General features: G+C 43.9%; 23 protein-coding genes and 1 tRNA gene. 8 read left to right on the forward strand and 16 right to left on the reverse strand.

The genetic code is table 11. The features are described from left to right. The first annotated feature begins 270 nt into the window (after window positions 1-270). Genes LFYK43_RS12880 through LFYK43_RS10715 form a run of 3 tightly spaced genes read left to right on the forward strand, consistent with a single transcriptional unit; the run spans window position 271 to window position 1641 of the window. A complete protein-coding gene (locus LFYK43_RS12880) occupies window positions 271-453 on the forward strand; it encodes a hypothetical protein (protein WP_124978150.1) in 183 nt (60 codons plus the stop codon). Next, entirely contained in the window at window positions 440-793 is a 354-nt protein-coding gene (gene tnpB, locus LFYK43_RS10710) for an IS66 family insertion sequence element accessory protein TnpB (RefSeq protein WP_229718023.1), read from the forward strand. Before LFYK43_RS12880 ends, tnpB (LFYK43_RS10710) begins: the two co-directional genes overlap by 14 nt. 59 nt (window positions 794-852) lie before the next feature. Continuing rightward, a complete protein-coding gene (locus LFYK43_RS10715) occupies window positions 853-1641 on the forward strand; it encodes an IS66 family transposase (protein ID WP_158609239.1) in 789 nt (262 codons plus the stop codon). A 79-nt stretch (window positions 1642-1720) separates the two neighbouring features. Here the strand turns inward: LFYK43_RS10715 and tnpC are convergent, their stop codons facing one another. The 5 genes from tnpC to LFYK43_RS10740 all read right to left on the reverse strand — a co-directional run bounded on the left by tnpC (window position 1721) and on the right by LFYK43_RS10740 (window position 6543). Beyond that, complete coding sequence (gene tnpC, locus LFYK43_RS10720) at window positions 1721-3238, reverse strand: IS66 family transposase (RefSeq protein WP_124978154.1); 1518 nt, start codon at window positions 3236-3238, stop codon at window positions 1721-1723. Window positions 3239-3372: 134 nt separating this feature from the next. Continuing rightward, complete coding sequence (tnpB, locus tag LFYK43_RS10725) at window positions 3373-3750, reverse strand: IS66 family insertion sequence element accessory protein TnpB (RefSeq protein ID WP_056972637.1); 378 nt, start codon at window positions 3748-3750, stop codon at window positions 3373-3375. Continuing rightward, window positions 3737-3919, reverse strand: a complete 183-nt coding sequence (locus LFYK43_RS10730; RefSeq protein ID WP_056972635.1) for a hypothetical protein — start codon at window positions 3917-3919, stop codon at window positions 3737-3739. The genes tnpB (LFYK43_RS10725) and LFYK43_RS10730 overlap by 14 nt, the downstream gene beginning before the upstream one ends. Window positions 3920-4085: 166 nt before the next feature. Then, a complete protein-coding gene (locus LFYK43_RS10735) occupies window positions 4086-5219 on the reverse strand; it encodes a CHAP domain-containing protein (protein ID WP_124978156.1) in 1134 nt (377 codons plus the stop codon). A 379-nt stretch (window positions 5220-5598) separates the two neighbouring features. Continuing rightward, window positions 5599-6543 (reverse strand): AEC family transporter, encoded by a 945-nt coding sequence (locus LFYK43_RS10740; RefSeq protein ID WP_124978158.1) that lies wholly within the window; start codon window positions 6541-6543, stop codon window positions 5599-5601. 256 nt (window positions 6544-6799) lie between these two features. Here LFYK43_RS10740 and LFYK43_RS10745 point away from each other — a divergent pair, with 256 nt between their 5' ends. Further along, window positions 6800-8002, forward strand: a complete 1203-nt coding sequence (locus LFYK43_RS10745) for an LCP family glycopolymer transferase (RefSeq protein WP_124978160.1) — start codon at window positions 6800-6802, stop codon at window positions 8000-8002. 121 nt (window positions 8003-8123) lie between these two features. Here the strand turns inward: LFYK43_RS10745 and LFYK43_RS10750 are convergent. Both LFYK43_RS10750 and LFYK43_RS10755 read right to left on the reverse strand, forming a co-directional pair. Next, window positions 8124-8208, reverse strand: a tRNA-Leu gene (locus LFYK43_RS10750). 50 nt (window positions 8209-8258) lie between these two features. After that, window positions 8259-8720, reverse strand: a complete 462-nt coding sequence (locus LFYK43_RS10755; protein WP_124978162.1) for a SprT family protein — start codon at window positions 8718-8720, stop codon at window positions 8259-8261. Between the two features lie 101 nt (window positions 8721-8821). On the opposite strand from LFYK43_RS10755, the gene recQ reads away from it, so the two are divergent. Then, window positions 8822-10579, forward strand: a complete 1758-nt coding sequence (gene recQ, locus LFYK43_RS10760; RefSeq protein ID WP_124978164.1) for a DNA helicase RecQ — start codon at window positions 8822-8824, stop codon at window positions 10577-10579. A 60-nt stretch (window positions 10580-10639) separates the two neighbouring features. Here the strand turns inward: recQ and LFYK43_RS10765 are convergent, their stop codons facing one another. Together LFYK43_RS10765 and LFYK43_RS10770 are read right to left on the reverse strand one after the other, a co-directional pair. Next, complete coding sequence (locus tag LFYK43_RS10765) at window positions 10640-11071, reverse strand: hypothetical protein (RefSeq protein ID WP_124978166.1); 432 nt, start codon at window positions 11069-11071, stop codon at window positions 10640-10642. Between the two features lie 132 nt (window positions 11072-11203). Beyond that, complete coding sequence (locus tag LFYK43_RS10770; RefSeq protein WP_124978168.1) at window positions 11204-11497, reverse strand: hypothetical protein; 294 nt, start codon at window positions 11495-11497, stop codon at window positions 11204-11206. A 299-nt stretch (window positions 11498-11796) separates the two neighbouring features. Here LFYK43_RS10770 and LFYK43_RS10775 point away from each other — a divergent pair, with 299 nt between their 5' ends. Next, window positions 11797-12183 carry a fluoride efflux transporter FluC gene (locus tag LFYK43_RS10775; protein WP_124978170.1) on the forward strand — a complete coding sequence of 129 codons (387 nt, stop codon included), beginning with the start codon at window positions 11797-11799 and terminating at the stop codon, window positions 12181-12183. Then, entirely contained in the window at window positions 12180-12533 is a 354-nt protein-coding gene (gene crcB / locus LFYK43_RS10780) for a fluoride efflux transporter CrcB (protein ID WP_124978172.1), read from the forward strand. Before LFYK43_RS10775 ends, crcB begins: the two co-directional genes overlap by 4 nt. A 66-nt stretch (window positions 12534-12599) precedes the next feature. Here the strand turns inward: crcB and nadE are convergent, their stop codons facing one another. Then, window positions 12600-13427: an NAD(+) synthase gene (gene nadE / locus LFYK43_RS10785; RefSeq protein WP_124978174.1), complete on the reverse strand. Its 828-nt coding sequence runs from the start codon at window positions 13425-13427 to the stop codon at window positions 12600-12602. A gap of 260 nt (window positions 13428-13687) precedes the next feature. Between nadE and LFYK43_RS10790 the strand changes: the two genes are divergently transcribed. Further along, the gene (locus LFYK43_RS10790) at window positions 13688-14422 is read left to right on the forward strand and encodes a WecB/TagA/CpsF family glycosyltransferase (protein ID WP_124978176.1); all 735 of its coding nucleotides are present in this window, start codon (window positions 13688-13690) and stop codon (window positions 14420-14422) included. Between the two features lie 282 nt (window positions 14423-14704). Here the strand turns inward: LFYK43_RS10790 and rpsI are convergent, their stop codons facing one another. From rpsI to LFYK43_RS10820, 6 genes are all read right to left on the reverse strand, one after another. Beyond that, window positions 14705-15097 (reverse strand): 30S ribosomal protein S9, encoded by a 393-nt coding sequence (gene rpsI, locus LFYK43_RS10795; RefSeq protein WP_124978178.1) that lies wholly within the window; start codon window positions 15095-15097, stop codon window positions 14705-14707. Window positions 15098-15110: 13 nt separating this feature from the next. Continuing rightward, on the reverse strand, window positions 15111-15554 hold the full coding sequence (gene rplM, locus LFYK43_RS10800; RefSeq protein WP_124978180.1) for a 50S ribosomal protein L13: 444 nt from the start codon (window positions 15552-15554) through the stop codon (window positions 15111-15113). Window positions 15555-15683: 129 nt separating this feature from the next. Beyond that, the gene (gene truA, locus LFYK43_RS10805) at window positions 15684-16553 is read right to left on the reverse strand and encodes a tRNA pseudouridine(38-40) synthase TruA (protein ID WP_124978182.1); all 870 of its coding nucleotides are present in this window, start codon (window positions 16551-16553) and stop codon (window positions 15684-15686) included. Window positions 16554-16640: 87 nt separating this feature from the next. Beyond that, the gene (locus LFYK43_RS10810; RefSeq protein WP_124978183.1) at window positions 16641-17435 is read right to left on the reverse strand and encodes an energy-coupling factor transporter transmembrane component T family protein; all 795 of its coding nucleotides are present in this window, start codon (window positions 17433-17435) and stop codon (window positions 16641-16643) included. Further along, window positions 17428-18303 carry an energy-coupling factor ABC transporter ATP-binding protein gene (locus tag LFYK43_RS10815; protein ID WP_174713993.1) on the reverse strand — a complete coding sequence of 292 codons (876 nt, stop codon included), beginning with the start codon at window positions 18301-18303 and terminating at the stop codon, window positions 17428-17430. Before LFYK43_RS10815 ends, LFYK43_RS10810 begins: the two co-directional genes overlap by 8 nt. Then, window positions 18279-19118 (reverse strand): energy-coupling factor ABC transporter ATP-binding protein, encoded by an 840-nt coding sequence (locus tag LFYK43_RS10820; RefSeq protein ID WP_124978187.1) that lies wholly within the window; start codon window positions 19116-19118, stop codon window positions 18279-18281. Before LFYK43_RS10820 ends, LFYK43_RS10815 begins: the two co-directional genes overlap by 25 nt. Window positions 19119-19354: the final 236 nt, after the last annotated feature.

The raw sequence follows: 19354 nt of genomic DNA on the forward strand, positions 1-19354 counted from the left end.
CCACTTCTTGTACATCGATTCGATGTTTTGTCTAGGGCTTCCTTCAGATTCTACCTCGCAATAGACACCCTTGCCTTCGACTTGTGATACCGACCACTACGGCTCACAGCGGACTCACACCGCCTAGTTACTGCGTAAGCACCTAATAACCGACCGTCTATAAAAGAGTATATTTCAGCGGTAAAAACGTAAGCACCCAATAACAGACCGTCTATAATTGCCACTGACAGCGCGGTATGATCACCTTATCAAATATGATGAGGTGATTTTTTGGCTAGTATTCAGGATATCGTCCAAGTTAAATTGGATCAACCTAGGTCGGCACAGCCCGCCGTGCCCAGTAAGGCGTTTCAAATGAAACTCAGTGATAACAAATCACTGGTGGTTTACAACCATATCAGTGGCTATATTCTTGATGCCGTCCTTAAGGCGGTGTTTAATGATGTTCATTGATTTGACAAAACTACATGGCATCTATTTGGTGTGCGGTCGAACCGACTTGCGTCGTGGGATTGATGGGTTGGCTGCAGTTGTAACCCAACAATACGAGCTGGACCCATACAGTAAGTCACTGTTTATGTTTTGTGGGACTCGCAAAGATCGTTTCAAGGCACTGCTTTGGGACGGCGACGGATTTCTACTGCTATACAAACGTATCGAGAACGGCCGACTTCAATGGCCAACTAATCAGAATGAGGTGAAGAAGTTACACGCCAAGCAACTAGAAAGATTACTTTCGGGCTGGGCCATAGAATCAACAATTAAACAGAGCGCACCGCTGCGTAAACACTAGGCGCCGCCGGGGACAAGTGGTAAAATCAGGCCAACAATCGATGAATGGTGGTGGTACGCATGGCTTCAACTGAAGAACTATTGAAATCGGCACTTGAACAAAATCAAATGCTTTTAAAACAGCTCAATGAATTGATGGTTCAGAATAAACTTCTGAGCGAACAGATTGCGTACCTTTCCCACAAAATGTACGGTAGTCATTCTGAGAAACTGACGCCAGCAGGACAGACCTCTCTTTTTACCGAACCAGAGCAAACTGGATTTCAAAGCGAAGAACCGGAAGTAGTTTCCGGGGACCAGGTAAAAACTAGAAAACCTAAACGCAAGCGCACAGAGATTATCGGATCAAATTTACCGGTGCAAGAAGAAGTCTTTCGGCGTCTCTCTGATAAATGTGAGCACGGCCACCAACTTGATACGGTCGGTAAACATTTCGTCGGCGAAGAAGTTCGAATGATTCCGGGCCGTTTGTACGTCGCTAAGATGTACCAAGAGACTTATAAATGCCCTGAGTGTGAAAAGGCCGACGGCGATAGTCACATGTACCAAGCTCCGGCACCCAAACCCTTAATTGCTCACAGTATCGCATCCGCGTCACTGGTTTCTGAGGTTGTATACCAGAAATACGTGCTTGGTACGCCTCTTTATCGGCAAATGGGATACTGGAAGAATCAGGGGTTAGCATTAAGCGACAAGACGATGGCGAACTGGATGATTCTTTGCGCACAAACTGTGCAGCCAGTTTACAATCTGCTTCATGAATACCTTGTGCACGAGCAGTTTCTTCAAGGCGATGAGACACCTTATCGTAAGCAGTGTTCAACTGGACGGTTAGACAAAACCATTTAAATTTGCTTTGACAAAATAGAGATCCCTGACACGAAAGCAAACCTTGCTTCATATCAGGGATCTTTGGCGCTATTTAAGTTTAATTCCAGGGTAAATAAGGCTCTAGTTCTTTTTCAGTTGGGAAAGGTCCTAGCTGAGGAACTACAGTCAGGATTTTGGTTAAATATTTTTGCGGATCAAGGCCATTAGCTTTGGCACTTTCGATCAAGGTCAGCCAGATGGCATTCGCCTCAGCGCCTGCCACACTTGTACTGAATAAAAAGTTCTTGCGGTCGATAACCAACGATTTTACCGCCTGTTCACAAGTATTATTGGAAATATCGATCGCACCATATTGTAATAATTTATTGATGGCTTCCCTTTGTCCTAGTGCGTATGCGATAGCTTTCCCCAATAAGGACTTAGGTAGAGCAGCGCAAGTTGCCAAAGCTTGCCAAAATTTTTCGAACAAAGGCCTTAAAAACTCATTCCTTTTGTTTATTCTAGCAGAACTATTTAAACTGGCCCATTTCTTTTCTTGGTGGAAGATCTGATCCAGGATTTTTAGCGGACCTTTAGCGGCCTGACTGTATTTGGCTGCCTCAAAAAATTTACGGCGCACATGAGCTAAACAACCAACGCGGTCGGCACAATCTACTTTAGGGTAAACCTGATAACCATCACATTGTAAAACACCAGTAAAGCCACTGTATAAGGAACAAGCCGATTTTTCAGAACGATCGCGCCGATAGGCATAATAAATAGCTTGTAGTTTGTCTTTTTGGACCGTGCGTTGCACCCACATTCGTGATTCAGCCGTAGGCTTTTTCCCAGGTTCACGCAAAACCTTGACAACAGTTTCATCACCTTGTAAATAGGGACGTTGCAGCAATTTTTTATGTAGGAGATCATACAATGATCTTAGCTTATCTGCCCCCTGAATGACCCAAGCAGCTAAAGTCGGCTCACAGACATTCCACCCGAAACGACGCCAATCTTTTAATTGACGATAAAGAGGTGTCCCTAAAACGTATTTTTGATAGACGATATTCTCTAACAGAGTGGGGGTAGCCAGACTATGTGGGAATAAAGGCGTCGCTTTTTCGGCGCTAAAGAAAGCTGTCTGACCGTTATTTTGCGCCAGACAAGCAGCACAAGCACAAGCGTAGGTTGCAACGTATTCCTCGACCACCCATAATTCGGCTGGTTTGTAGTGCAGTTTTTTCCCTATAAATCTCTCTCCAACAACCTTAAGTGCTTGTCCGTAAGGACAAGTAGTTTCTTTGAGCCGTTTAATGTTTTTAACTATCTCTAAATCTTCTATTTGCTTTTGCCGTTTTTCCCGCTTTTTCGGTGACTTTTGGATCTTTTCTTGAGAACTTTCTGCGCTTTGTTTGTCAGTGTGCTCTGACCAGGTAAAAACACTGTCATCATCCCAAAGTGTCATTTGATTTTCGTTAACCGAGACAGTTTTTTCTGACTTAGTCCCGAATAATTTTGCCTGAAAAGACTTTAAAAGAGTTTCCAGTTCAGCAATCCGCTGTTCATTAGCCTTGTTTTGTTTACGGAGTTCTTCATTTTCAAGTGTTAATTTAGCAATCGTTTTTTGTTGATCCATTTAACTTCACCATTTTCTGATCAGCGATGCAGCTGATGTTTTCAAAAGTTAGCATAGCACGCTTTCAGCGTAATTGCATCCACAGATTTAAAACTGTGGATGAGCAAAAAAGATTTAGTTTTCCACAGGGAAAACTAAACCACATTGTTCTTTTGCTGCAGTCTTAAATGTGCTGGATCAAAGTCATGAATCGTCGCATCTATGGACCAGCCTTGTAGTAAACGGACTAATTGAGCGGGTTGAAGCTGCCGCATTTCAGCTTGGTTCCTCGGCCATTGAAGACGACCGTCTTCAAAACGCTTGTAAAGCAACAAAAAGCCATCTTTCTGCCACAGGAGTCCCTTAAAACGATCTTTGCGACTACCACAGAATAAAAATAAGGTACTCTGGTATGGATCCAAGGCGAATTGTTCGGTGATCACAGTAACTAAACCGTCAATTCCTTTGCGAAGGTCAGTTTTCCCAGTTGCCAAATAGATCCGGTCGAGCTGGGACAAATCAAGCATCGTCATGCGTAAACACCGCCTTCAAAAAAGCATCTAGGATATAATTATTGATCCGATTATAAATGACGACAGTCTTATTTTGATCTACACGCAACTGCATGGCTTTTTGCGGCTTATAATCTTTGTTTTTAAGCGCAGCCACCTTAACTTGCACGAATTCTGGTTTATCTTCCAAAAAATCACCTCTAGCTAATTGAATAAGGTAATTGTATAAGAATCAGCTTCTACTTGAAATCCGTCCAGTTGAACACTGCTTACGTTACTGCCCATGCCGGGCGCACCAAAAAAGGGACGCTGCTTAGCGTCCCTTTTGACATCATTCATGAATTTTAAACTTAGTGTTAGTTATTTGGATGGATATAAGCCATCGCTGCACCTGCAGACAATGTTTGTGTGTTCGGTCCCAGAGGATTGGAGAAGCCTGTTCCGCCTTGGGTGATAGTTACAGAACTGCCATTGACACTTTGGACCAAGGCAACATGACCATATCCTGGAGCGGCTGTCCAACCGCCTACATCTGCCCCGCCGGCATAAACTGCAACGGCACCTGGAGCAGGCGTGTGATCAACACGGAAACCTGCTGCGGCTGCTGAACCAGCCCATTCTTGACCATTGCCCCAATGTCCGCCGACCCACGGAGCTGCCATCTTAACATAGTAAGTACATTGACCAACTGGGTAACCGTTAGCACCGCCGCCTACACCATGGTAGGATTTGCTGGTGGATACTTTGGTGACAGTAGTTGTATGAGGGTTACTGTTACTTTGGCTAACTGCTTTATTTTGAGCTTCTTCGTTAGCTTGAGTTTTCTCGGAGTTAGCTGCCTGGTTGGCACGATCAGCTGCGAGAGAAGCAGTCTGTGTATCTTTAGCCTTCTTAGCATCAGCTGCAGCTTGTGCTGCCTTTTTAGCAGCTGCTTGCTTAGCAGCATCTTCTTTGTCTTTTTTAGCGGCTAATTCTGCTCGCTTGGCACCTAAGGTTGCTTGGGTGCGGTACAGTGAAAGCTTTTGGTTCTTTTGACTTTGAACTGATTTAGTCAAAGCAACTTGTTCTTTTTGAACTTGTTTCTTAGCTTCAACTTGTTCTTTCATAGTTTTATCATTCAAATAAATGATCCGACCAGCAGAAATACTGCGACTAACAGCTTCAGTGATATTGTCAGCGTCTGTGACAAACTTCAAAACTGAACCGCCGTTGTTGATTTGAGCAGAACGAGCTTGTTTCTTAAGTTGAGAATCACGTTGAGAGATTTGAATTTTTAACTCAGAGATTTTCTGAGATTTCTTCATTTGCAACTCAGTTTCTTGATTGATTTTCTTTTCCAGATTGGAAATTTTTCCTTTGGTTGCAGTAATCTCTGAGTTGACCTGATCAAGGTCTGAAGCAGTATCAGCCATAACACTTGGTGCAGCTGCACCTAAGGTAGTGATCGTCGCCAAGAAAAGCGCCGCATTCTTAAGTAAGTTTTTCTTCATGAATATGTTCTCCTATGTATCAATGAATGATTTAATTATGTTTTATTATCCTGTTAAACGCCACGAGTACAATCGTAGCATTATTAACATTGAATAACCATTACAGTATATTTACAAAAACTAATCTGACGCGTCTCTGTGCCGGTTTATGTTACAAAGATGTTGCACGAATGAAACATTCATTTTTTGTTTGTTTTTGTTGCTTATAAAACCTGGATTGTTCCCGCCAGTGAGCATTTTTAAATTTTGAACAATTTTTAAAGAATGTTACAAATATTTATAATTAATGCTGACAAATTTTAGTCATTCCTTACGCTGCGACCTTTATCTATGAATTTCACAAAAAAAGGCTCTTCCTAAAAAGAGGCTTTTGTACAAGCTAGATATATTGTGTCAGTATCATTAAACATGGGACGACCAACAAGGACAAAAACGTGGTCTCGGTGACCATCACAGCCGCGTAATCTGCGTCAGCATCATATAAACGAGCAACAACCGGTGCGTTTGTCATGACAGGCATTGCCGCCTGCAAAATAAAGACCTGTTTCATTAAGGTCGGAAAATTAGTTGATGCGACCAGTAGTGCCATTAACAGCGGCGCAAAAATGAAACGTCCAAGTAAGATCAACACATTGTCTTTTTTGAAAGCCAGCTGCTTTAGCCCAGCCTTGTGCACACAGATCCCGATAAAGAGCATCGACAATGGTGTCGTCAAATTACCTAAATAGTGCAGGTCTTTGACCATAAACAACGGCAGCTTGGCCTTCACCAGGACTAAAATAACTCCCACAATAAATCCCAGCAGCGGCGGGGAAAATACCTTGCGCACAGTTGTCTTCCAGTTAAACCGTGCACCCTCCTGGCCGTCTCTTTGGATGAAGTAAGTTCCCAGCGTCCAGAAAATCGTCGTATTGGCCATGTAATAAATCAAAACATAAGGGACACTTTTGGAGCCAAATAACGCCTGATTGATCGGCAAACCCACAAAGACCGTATTGGAATTGAAAAACATCGAGGAAAATAAACCGCGATGACTTGGTTGAACCTTAAAGACCCGGGCAAAAATAAGCGCTAGCACCATTAAACACATCATTGAGAGCACCGGAAAGACCAGGTCAGGAATGATACTCAGCAATTTGTGGGCAGAAAACTGCGAGGTGATCGTATCGATCATATAACAAGGTAAACCGATCTGAGTGACTAGACGGGCGATCAATTTGTCGGTCGAACCCGGGAACCACTTTCTGGCAGCCAGAACATAACCGACAATGATCAGAACTAAAATAATAACTACTCCAGAAATACTATGTATAAAAACTTCCACTACCAACTCTTCTTCCTAAACGTCCATACCAACTGATTAATTACAAAGTATAGCATAGAATTTTTATGAAAAAAGGATGAAACCGTTGGCAATTCGTGTTTTTTCTCCATTTTTCTGAACTACGCAGGCAAGGCACTGCCAGTAAAAAGTTGTGACTAATATTTTAATTTTGTTAAAAGCACATGACTATTATTTCAAAAACTTGCACTAAAGAGTATAATTCACTTAAGTTTCAGTTATTAATAAAGGAGTTCCTATGGATAATAAAGACAATCAAGGTAGTGAATACTCTAACAATCATTTACGCCGCAGCGATCATGGCAGTCCGCACCAGATCAAAAAAAACCACGCTTGGCGGAAATGGATCTGCGGCATTCTTTTGGCCATCAGCTTAGTCGTGATTTACGGAGGGACAGCATATGCTTACAATATGCTGCATTCTGCTAAAAATACGCTGACTAATACCTACACCAAATCAAACGTCAAGAAACTGCGGAATGTTTCCGACATTATCAAAAAGAAAAAGCCTTTTTCTCTCTTGATTTTGGGGACGGATACTGGTGACCTCGGCCGCTCTGACAAGGGACGAACCGATACGATCATCTTAGCTACGGTCAACCCGCAAAAAGGCAAGGTCACTTTGACCAGTATCCCGCGTGATACCGAAGTTAAGATCGCAGGCTCTGATAATTCATATGATAAGGTCAATACAGCTTACACCATCGGCGGTGTTTCAACTGCGATCAAAACAGTGCAAAACACACTGCACGTTCCAGTCGACTACTATCTGTTAGTCAATATGGGCGGTCTCAGGAAAATCGTTGATGCTTTAGGCGGTGTCACTGTCACCCCAACCCTGACATTCAAGTACAGCGATGCTGATGTAACTAAGGGTAAAACAGTGACATTAAACGGTAAGCAGGCTCTGGCATATTCGCGGATGCGCTATGATGACCCGCAAGGCGACTACGGGCGGCAAAAGCGGCAAAAGCAAGTGATCGAATCGATTATCAATAAAGCCCTCAGTGTAGCGACGATCAGCCGCTTCGAGCAGCTCTTGAAATCGATCCAGTCCAACATGCAGACCGATCTTTCCTATAATGACATGATGACCATCGAAACCAACTATAAAAAAGCTGGAAAATCAGTTGATTCTTATGTTTTGCAAGGACAAGATGCAATGCTTGACGGATTATCCTATCAAGTTGCTACACCTAGCGAAAAGAAAAAGGCTTCGACTAGGATCAGAGCACAGCTTAACCTTGCACCATCGAATGAAGACTTCTCAAATGTCGTCGAAAGTGATGGTTCCACTGGGACGAGCTCAGGCAGTTCATATGGTACTGGGACCGGCAGTTATAGTAATACTCAAGGGACCAGCCAGTACGGCGCCGACCAGGGATATTCACAGACTAATGGTCAGACCTATGGCGGAACAAATGGCAGTTACGGCTACTAAGCCCGAACGCGTATAAAAAAGCACTTCTCAAGTTAATGAGAGGTGCTTTTTTTGCCTTCCTTGGCAAAAGCAAAAAAAACTGTAGAAAGCAATCATGCTTTCTACAGCTCACGCATCTTTATGCGGGTAAATGGATTCGAACCATCACGAGCGCAATGCTCACCAGATCCTTAGTCTGACGCGTCTGCCAATTCCGCCATACCCGCAACAACAGATATAATTATAGCAAAAGCAGCATAGGACTGCAATCTTTTTTTTAATTTTTCTGGATACGGACTAAAGTTAACCGACCTTGGCACAAGGAACAACGATATTTCTGCAAATCAACTCGCCGGGCGCGCGGGTACAGCTGACCACAATCAACACATTGATAGAGATATTTCTTGGGTCGTATCTTCCCCTTTTGCGCGCGTGGGGCGTAGCGTGAACCGCCTACTGCTTGTAAAAGCTGCTTAAATGCCCGGTCTCGGTGTTGGTAGCCGGCATGCAGCAAGTGCAGGTGATAATGACACAATTCATGTTTGATCACACCAACTAATGTTGCTTGATCATGCTCACTGAGCATTTTTGGATTGATCTCAATATTATGGCTAGCCAACACATAGCGACCGCCAGTCGTCCGAAGACGCCGGTTAAAACTGGCTGTGTGGCTAAACGGGCGTTCAAAAGATTTCAATGAGATCTGCTCAACTAATTCTTGCAGCTCAGGATCTGTCATCAGACATGCCTCCTCAACTAATAATTTCTGTTTGGCTCTAAAAATCAAATGCAAAAAATGCTAAAATCTAACATGAAGCTTTTTAGAAAGGAGCATTTCTCTTGACTCCACAAGATGTCTTGGAAAAATACTACGGTTATAATCAATTTCGCCCTGGCCAAGAAAAAATCATCCAGCAGGTCTTGGCTGGTAAAAACACCTTGGCAATCATGCCGACAGGCGGCGGGAAGTCCCTCTGTTATCAAATTCCTGCCCTGCTGCTCGAAGGATTGACTCTAGTTGTCTCCCCTTTGATCTCATTGATGAAAGATCAGGTCGATGCTTTGCAAGCTAGCGGGATCTATGCCGGCTTTATCAATAGTTCGCAGGATTGGTCTACTACACGATCAGTCTTATCCGATGCTGCCAACGGCCGACTTAAACTGCTTTATATCGCTCCAGAACGCTTGGAACAACCAGGCTTTATGGAACAGCTGCAGCAATTACAGATCTCTTTAATTGCCATCGATGAAGCTCACTGCATCTCTCAATGGGGCCATGACTTTCGTAAAAGTTACCTTGCACTGAGTGATATTTTACCACAGATCCCTAGTCAACCGCCGGTGATCGCCCTGACCGCGACTGCCACGAAACAAGTTGCCGCTGATATCATGCGGCGTTTATTTATTCCGCCCGCAAACGAAGTCAAGACCGGTTTTGCCCGACCAAATCTCTCCTTTCAAGTCGTCAAAGGTCAAAATAAAAATGAATTTATTTTAGATTATGTGACGGCAAATCAAAAAACGCCCGGGATCGTTTATGCGGCTACACGCAAAAAAGTTGAACAAATCGGCCAAATGCTGCAAAAAGCAGGGATCAAAGCCGGTATCTACCACGCAGGGCTTCCAGAAGAAATTAGGCAAAGAAATCAGGAAGATTTTTTATTCGACCGTTTAAGCGTGATCGTCGCTACCAATGCATTTGGGATGGGGATCGACAAAAGCAATGTGCACTACATCATTCATGCTCAAGCACCAGGCAGCTTGGAAGCCTATTACCAAGAAGCAGGCCGTGCAGGACGCGATGGCTCTCCAGCAGAAGCTATCCTGCTCTATTCAGCGCAAGATATGCAGATCCAACGGCTCTTCGCTGAAAATTCTGATGCAGATCAAAAACATAAAGATGTTATTTACACCAATATTCAAAGTGTTGTTAATTACGTCAATACACAAAAATGTCTCCAGCAGTTCATCGTCGAATACTTCGGACAGGACATGGAACCTTGCGGCCAATGCACCAACTGCTTGGACGACCGGCAGACAACTGACGTGACGCTGCTAACGCAAAAAATTCTGTCTTGCGTCATGCGCATGCATCAAAGATATGGTAAAAAGCTGGTGGCTCAGGTTTTAGCCGGTTCCAAGGCTAAACGCATTAGCGAACTGCAACTCAATCATTTGTCAACGTATGGCATCATCAAGGAAATAAAAACTCCTGCCATCGAGGAACTGATCGATTACCTGACCGCCAGCGGTTATCTGACTATGCCTGACCCCCAATATCCAACTTTACATTTGACGGAGCTGGGCGCAGAAGTTTTGCGCGGGCACAGAAAAGTATCGCGGAAAGTCACCGTTGTTGCCAAGCGCAGTACTATGCCTGAAAACTCAGAGCTCTTCGAACGTTTGCGGGCTTTGCGCTATGAATTAGCTGAGAAACAGGCCGTTCCGCCCTACGTTATTTTCTCAGATCAAACGCTTCATGAAATGTGCAGCGTTTTACCTCAAAATGACAGCGAACTCTTAGCTATCAAAGGTGTCGGCCAGCAAAAACTGGAAAAATACGGTCAGCAGTTTTTAACTGCCATCCATGGATCTTAATTGGTCTAGTAGTCAAAGAACTGAAAAAAGAATGCCATCGAAAAACGGCATTCTTTTTTGCTACCCTACTTTTTGCATGATCCGGCCGACATGAGCATTGATCGCATCCATCGCGTCTGTCTGTTCTTTTTCGGACTTTTTGAAAGCAGCCGCATCAATGTTTTGTTGTTCATAGTCAATGCTGTCTTGCATCGCCTGGCAGCCGCTGACAAAATCCCGGTAAGACTTAACCAGTTGCTTGTGCGGCCCGATGATCATGATCGGCGCCTCAGCTCGCTCTAAACGTCCCAATTGCTGTTGGTAAACTTCGATCCCTGCAGCAAAGTTTGTTTGGATCTGCTGATATTGCTCGGTGTCTAAGGTCTGCTGGTCCTTGACAACGCCATCGGCTAATTCGAAATAGGGATCCAACTTGCCGCCCATCTCTTCTGTCGTCTCTAACAAGCTGGAAATAAGTTGCAGGTACTGCCCTAAATTTGCTTTTTTCTTCAAAAGTTTTTCCTCCTTGATCCACTTTCTCTAGTATACCAGCCCTGCTTGTTTTAAACACTAAAGATTGAAAGTTATGTTGGATGATCCAGGCCTTTTATTCCAGCTGAAAGCACCTTTGCGCTCAAAAAATACTCAAGGTTTAATTTCTTTCTCAGAGATATTTCTAATGATCAGCTGCAAAAAAGCGTCAGCAAATTTGCTGATCTTTCGAAAATTTTTGGTGTTTTGGTTGTTATTTAGGCAAACAAGCAGCAACGGGCCATCGTTTGGAACAAAGTCTGCCGAACTTACTGCCAAACCGCCGTCGTTTGGAACAAAGTCTGCCGAACTTACTGCCAAACGGTCGTCGTTTGGAACAAAGTCTGCCGAACTTACTGCCAAACGGTCGTCGTTTGGAACAAAGTCTGGTGAACTTGAAACCAACATGCTCAACCTTCGATCGTCTTGTAGTCAGCACTCAAATCAATTAGAGAATATCTGTTATTTGTCCAAGGCCTGGGATATTGTTAACCACTTGAATTTACAAAACTATCTCAAACCATACTCATAATTGAAAAACTTTTCGCCTTTCGTTATAATAACTTCATCTTGATAAAAAAATTTCTCCTGGTGATGATGTTCGCCAGGCAAAAAAATCCGTGCTCCCACGTAATGACATCTAAGTAAACCTTTACGTAGGAGTGCGGATTTTTATTTTGTTATTGAACAAGGAGGCAGATTGAAACATGAAATTCAAAGACCTGCTTAGTATTTTTTTCTTTGGTTCTCTCGGCGGTCTGAGCCGCTATGGTCTGACTTTACTGTTCCCCGGGGTACAGACTACAGTATTGATCAATATTATCGGGTGTTTTCTGCTCTCTTTTTTGACCTACTATTTTATCGAAAATAATCTGCTTTCTGGCTGGTTGAATGCTGGATTAGGTACAGGTTTCATTGGCGCATTCACCACCTTTTCTTCATTTTGCAACGATTTTGATCAGGCTTTGCTCACTCATAATTTTTTGCCTGCCAGCATTTATTTGCTTTTGTCAATTTTTGGCGGGTACTTAGCAGCGTGGCTGGGTTTTGCTGCAGCTAATTGCCTGTTTAAAAGAAAGGAGCACCAAGAATGAGCATCATACTAATTGGCCTTGGCGCAGGCTTGGGAGCTAGTCTTCGTTTTCTAGCGACCACTTTGATCAAACAACACACAAAGCAAAATTTTCCTTGGGCCACCTTACTTATCAATCTAAGTGGAGCATTTCTTTTAGGAATACTTGTCGGTCTGCAAATCCCTACACTCTTATACAAAATCTTGGGGATCGGTCTTTTAGGCGGTTTTACTACTTTTTCGACCCTCAACGTTGAATTGCTCACGCTAAGAAGAAACAAGCAGCTTGAAGTTGTCCCTTATGCATTAGCGACCTATTTAGGCGGTCCACTTGCGTTATTTGGCGGCTTGTTATTGAGTTCTTTATCCTAGATTATGCTGCCCGTTAAATTTGACAATTCAAGCAAAAAAAAGAAGCCTTTCAGCTTCTTTTTAGGTTTATTTCCAAAAATCATCATAAACGTTGATCGGTAAGTGCCGCTTGTGCTGGGTCTTCAAGTACCAGCTTTCAATTTTCTCAGCTGCCGCATCAGAAACTTCCCGGCCTTCCAAGTAATCGTCTATATCCTGATAGGTCACACCCAGGGCAACTTCATCAGGTAAAGCGGGCCGATCTTCTTCTAAATCAGCGGTCGGCACTTTTTTGTATAAGTGCTCCGGGGCACCCAGGTAGTTCAAGATCGCCTGACCTTGCCGTTTATTCAAACGCCATAAAGGAGTAATATCTGCTCCACCGTCACCGTATTTAGTATAGAAGCCTGTGACTGCTTCAGCAGCATGATCGGTCCCGACCACTGCGCCTGCTCTGGCGCCAGCAACCGCATACTGTGCGATCATGCGGGCGCGGGCCTTAATATTACCCTTATTGAAATCACTGACTTTCAGCCCATTGGCCTCAACTGCCGCAACCATCGCATCGGAGCTTTGCTTAATATCGACCCTGACTGTCTGATCAGCTTGCATAAAAGCAATCGCATCCAAGGCATCCTGTTCGTCTGCTTGTTCACCATACGGCAAGCGCACTGCCACGAACTGATAATCTTGATCACCGGTTTCTTGGCGTAATTCAGCCACTGCTTTTTCACAGAGCGTTCCGGCTAAGGTCGAATCTTGTCCACCGGAGATCCCTAAAACCAATGTTTTGAAAAAAGAGTATTTCTTCAAATAAGCCTTCAAGAAATCAACTGAACGGCGGATCTCTGCTTTTGGATCAATTTCTGGTAGTACTCGTAATTCAGCAATAATTTGCTTCTGTAAGGGACGCATGTCTATTCCTCCTTGGAGACACTTAAAGTCGTGTTACATTTTCTATCACTGGTCTTATTTTACACTTTTTTGCGCCATTTTTCACGGGTGCGAAGAAAGTTTTCAGGATTTTCGTCATTGTTGAGCCATTTTTTCAACTACCACGCTCCCGCTCACACCGGTTCAACATTTAAGTTTCTGTATATTTTGCCTTAAAAGAGTGTATTCTAGGTCCTTTTTGTTATAATTAAACTAATTTAAGCAGCGAAAGCAGGTTTAGCATGAGTAGAAAGTTTGCAGAAGTCTCTGTCCTTGGAGTTGACTTTATTCAAGCCAGTGCAGCAGAATTTTTAGAACAGATCCACCACGATAGTTGTGAACACCAAAATAAAATGATCGTCACGGCTAATCCTGAGATAGTCTTAACGGCTCGTGCTGATGCAAAATATGCCAAAATTGTTGCTCAAGCCGACTATACCACCGCCGATGGGATCGGGATCATCAAGGGCTCTCAGATCTTAGGCCACTCACTGCCCGAGCGGATCACCGGTTACGACACGATGCTTGCCCTACTCTCCTGGGCAGAAAAAAAGCATAAGAAAGTCTTTTTACTAGGAGCTAAGCCAGAAGTCATCAAGACGGCTGTCAGCAAGGTACAAGAACAATATCCGAAGCTCGAAATTTGCGGTTTTCAGGACGGCTACTATACTGACGAAGAGCAAGTTGCACAACAAATCAAAGCCGCGCAGCCGGATTTTGTCTTTGCAGCGCTGGGATTCCCGAAGCAGGAATATTTTATCGCTGCTCACCGCCAAGTCGCCGCTGCGATCTGGATGGGTGTTGGCGGGAGCTTTGATGTCTTAGCTGGTGTCGCTAAAAGAGCACCGCACCGTTGGCAAAAATACAACCTTGAGTGGCTCTACCGCCTCTTAAAAGAACCTACGCGGATCGGACGGATGTTGGCCTTGCCTAAATACTTAGGGCTGGTGTTCTGGGAAAAATTCACGCACCGTTAAATGTGACCATCTCTATTGACCAAATACCGATCAATTAAAAATTTCAATTTCAAATAGACTGAAACATACTGCCCCTTTGCTTGAGGCTCCATGTTTCAGTCTTTTTCTTTACCCGTTGCAAAGTACTTTAAAATTACCACGCCAATGATCCGATAAAATAGTAGCAAAATTAAACGACTCAAACAGCTTTCAAATTCAAATCACCTAATTGACGTTTGCTTTATGAAAAACAAAAAACACCTTCCGCCAAAATGGAAAGTGCTTTTTGAAAAACGATAAATATTAACGTTTTGAGAATTGTGGAGCCTTACGAGCCTTCTTCAAACCTGGCTTGCGACGTTCCTTCATACGAGGGTCACGAGTCAAAAGACCTGCACGCTTCAAAACACCACGGAAGTCTGGATCAACAGTCAGTAAAGCGCGAGCAATACCATGACGAGTTGCGCCAGCTTGTCCTGCATAACCGCCACCGTTAACATTAACCAAAACATCGTATTGGTCATTTGTTTCTGTGACTGCAAATGGTTGTTTCATAACTTCAAGCAGGTTAGCAAATGGAACATATTCTTCTGCTGATTTGCCGTTCATCGTGATCTTACCTGTACCGGGTACCAAACGAACACGAGCAACGGAGTTTTTACGACGGCCTGTGCCACTATATTGTACTTGAGCCAATTTCGAATTCCTCCTAGATTAAAGTATTGATATCCAAAACTTCTGGATTTTGTGCTGCATGCTTGTGATCTGCACCGCGATATACATGTAACTTCTTAAGTTGCTGACGGCCAAGTGTACCCTTTGGAAGCATGCCCCCAATGGATAATGCAAGCAGCTTCTCAGGATCTTTTTCACGATAATCGCCAGCAGTCCGTTCCTTTAAACCACCTGGATGAAGTGAATGATGATAGTAAACTTTCTTAGAAGCCTTTTTACCTGTTAAAGCAACTTTTTCAGCGTTGATGATGATCACAAAATCACCTGTGTCAACGTTTGGTGTATATGTCGGCTTATTTTTACCGCGTAAAATAGTTGCAACTGCGCTGGACAAACGACCCAAAGGTACATCTGTAGCGTCAACGACATACCATTTACGTTCTACTTCGCCTGGTTTTGCTAAATATGTTGTACGCACGTTTATTTCCTCCATTTATGATGCTTGTTTGACATACAATAAGTTAACGGGGCCTACTGTGGGGCAAACAATACCAGTTACTATATTACGATTTTTTTGACATGTAGTCAATTGAAAACTACAAAAAGATCATTTTTTCGCAGTTAATTTTGGCTGCTCTTCATCAGTCTGCATGAGAGACTCATTTTGCATTCCAGCTTGTTGCTTTTCTGCCAGCTTTTTAGTCTCTTCCAGTCGTTTCGCATCTGCGCCATAGTAAACTTCTTTAAGATACAAGCCGCTAGCTGGTGCAGTTTCGCGGGCCTGGGAACGGTCTTTGACCTCATACAAGCGTAAAATATCGTGAACTTCTCGCCGCCCATTACCGATCTCCAGTAAAGTTGCGACCATGATCCGCACCTGATTGTACAAAAACCCGTTGCCGCAAAATTCAAAGATCACTTCATTGGCTGCCGGATCTTCCCGCACAGTTGCTTCATAAATCGTTCGCACATGCGATTTAGTCTGGCTGCCCGAAGCGACAAAACTGCTGAAGTCGTGCGTCCCAACTAAGTCTGGGATCGCCTCCCTGATCCGTTGCACGTCAAGCGGATATTTATAATGTCCGGTGTAAAATCGTTTAAACGGATCCATGAACCATGAACGCGAAACTCGGTACATATACCGTTTAGCATGCGCCTGGTAGCGTGCATGAAAGGTCGGCTCAACGATCTCACACGCCACAATTTCTAAATCTAAGGGTAACATGCTATTTAATCCACGCAGCATAGCGTCACCAGCCATGTCGTGGGGAAAATCAAAGTGTGCCACTTGACCCAAGGCGTGAACCCCGGCATCCGTCCGTCCTGAACCAAAGATAGCGATATAGTCGCTTTCCTTACTCATTTTGTTGATTGCCTGCTCTAAGACCGACTGCACAGTCCTTTGTCGCGGTTGACTTTGAAATCCTGCAAACTGTGTGCCGTCATAGGCAATTGTAATTTTATAACGCCTAGTCATTTTCTCTCTTTCCTCAAATACCAAAAATATCGGCAGCCTCTGCCTAACTCACTATTGTGCCGCATTCTTGTGGTCACTAATTCTGACTTATTTTCTCAACAAGACCAATGCCAGTGTGACCAACAAAAACATCACCACTCCCAAAGTATCTTTTGTCTTCCACTCTTGTTTACGATACTTAGTTCGGCCAGCTCCGCCATGGTAACCCCTAGCTTCCATCGCAGTTGCCAGGTCTTCAGCCCGATTAAACGAACTCACAAACAAGGGGATGAGTAATGGGATCACTGCTTTGATCTGCTTGATCAAACCGCCTTCACCAAAATTGACACCCCGCGCACGCTGCGCGTTCATGATCTTAGTTGTCTCATCCATCAGAGTCGGGACAAAGCGTAAAGCGATCGACAACATCAAAGCAATCTCATAGACAGGGACCTTGAGAGCCAATAATGGTTTCAAAAGAGACTCTAGGCCATCAGAAATTTCCAAGGGAGTAGTTGTCAGTGTCAATAGCGTCGACATAAAAATAATCAACACAAACCGGCAAAAAACAAAAACCCCATTAATGATCCCTGCATCAGTCACTGTAAAGGGCCCCCACTGCCAATACGGATCGCCGCCTGTAGAAAAGAAGATCTGCAGCAGTACCGTAAACAAAATCAGCCAGATCAAGGGACGGACTCCCTTAATGAAGAAGCCGAGCGAAATTTCAGACAATTTAACACACAAAAGGACGATAGCGACCATTAATGTATAAGTTTGCCAATTATTGCATAAAAAGACGATCACGATAAAATAAAAACTCAAAAAAAGTTTCGCCCGCGGATCCATCCGATGGATCAATGAATCACCATTGATATAGCGGCCTAACAGCATCTTATCCATGTTGGCCACCCCCATTTTTAGCTAGCAGTCCCGCCAACTGCTGGGCGAGTGCTTGATCTGTCAAAGGCACAGGATCCAGCTTAACTCCAGCGTCTTTTAATTTAGCGGCAAAGGCCGTTGTTTGCGGCAAGCCTAAGTGATGTTGAGCCAACCAGTCAGGATGACTAAAGACCTCCGCTGGCGTACTGTCTGCGATCACCTGTCCAGCCTCCATCACGATCACATGATCAGCATAATCTGCCACGTCATTCATTTGGTGGGTGACCAAGATGATCGTCAGGTGCTGCTGCTTGTGCAGTCTGGCAAACATCTGCATCATTTCTAGGCGGCCTTTGGGATCGAGACCAGCAGTTGGTTCATCCAAGATCAAGATCTCCGGCTCCATCGCTAAGACACCCGCAATCGCGACCCGTCTCATCTGACCCCCGGAAAGCTCAAAGGGTGAACGTTCAAGCACCTCACTTGGTAAACCGACCAGCTCGGCCATTTTTCTGGCGATTTGTTCGCTTTCTTCTTCACTTTTGCCAAAGTTTTTCGGGGCAAAGGCAATATCCTTTAACACTGTTTCTTCAAATAACTGTGCCTCTGGAAACTGAAAAACAAAACCGACATGTCGCCGTAATTCGTTGAGTTCCTTATTTTTAGTTTCTGGGGTGATCAAGTTGCCCGCAACCGTTAATTGCCCAGAAGTTGGTCTCAGCAAGCCGTTTAAATGCTGTAAGAGGGTCGACTTGCCGCTCCCCGTATGCCCAATAATTGCCGTATAACTGCCGTCAGAGATTTGCAAAGAAACATCGGTCAAGGCACGGTGAGCAAAAGGAGTTTTGCTTTGGTATTCAAAATTTAGTTTTTCAATATCGATCGACATAACCAATCCACCATACTCCCTTCATCTAAGTACTCTTGCGGCGTTAAAACACCCATTTTTCCCAATTCCATCTTTAACCGCTGGGGGAATGGCACATCCAAGCCAAGCTCGATCAATTCAGCGCCCTTTTGAAAGAGATCTTGCGGCAGGCTATCATCGATGATCTGACCGTCATCCAACACCACGACCCGATCTGCCAAAGACGCTTCATCAATATCATGGGTGATTGAAATTACCGTGAATTTCTCTTTACGATTCATCTGACGGATCAATGAGATGATCTGCATCCTGCCTTCAGGATCAAGCATACTGGTAGCTTCATCAAAAATGACGATTTTAGGACGCAAAGCAAGCACACCAGCAATCGCGACCCGTTGTTTTTGTCCGCCGGACAAGCGCACAGGTTCGTGCTTGGCAAAGTCAACCATATCGACCATCTCGAGTGCCTCATGGACTCGAGCATGCATCTCAGCGCGCTCTATGCCTTGATTTTCCAAGCCAAAGGCTACGTCCCCTTCTACATCTGCCCCAACGAATTGATTATCAGGATTTTGAAAAACCATCCCGATCTTTTTCCGAATGTCCCAGACGCTTTCATCTGTCAACTTCTGTCCATCAACTACGATCTCACCGCTTTCAGGTGCTAATAAGCCATCGATCGCCTTGGCTAAAGTACTTTTGCCGCTGCCATTGTGTCCAATAATTGCGAGCCATTCGCCTTCATTAACGTGCAAGTTAACATGGGACAGGTTGAAGAATTGGCTTTCTTTTGCATAGCGAAAGCTCAAGTCATTAATGTCAATTATCACGCTCATTTTGTGTTCCTCTCAAATTCAGTCTATTAGCATAATCATACCATAAAGTATTGTTTGAAAAAATAATTAAAATTTGACCGTAAGTGGCCGTTTTTAGTTGGTCACTTTCTTTCGCTCAATTTCCCAAGAATTCTGGCAAAGTAATTGTGAATTAAAAAATTTACTTCTAACTTCTTGCTTGTATCCTTATCCAGATAATTTAGCTTGTTTTAGACTCCTTTTCTTCTCTTTGTTTG

The sequence above is a fragment of the Ligilactobacillus salitolerans genome, from assembly GCF_003864415.1.
Classification (GTDB): domain Bacteria; phylum Bacillota; class Bacilli; order Lactobacillales; family Lactobacillaceae; genus Ligilactobacillus; species Ligilactobacillus salitolerans.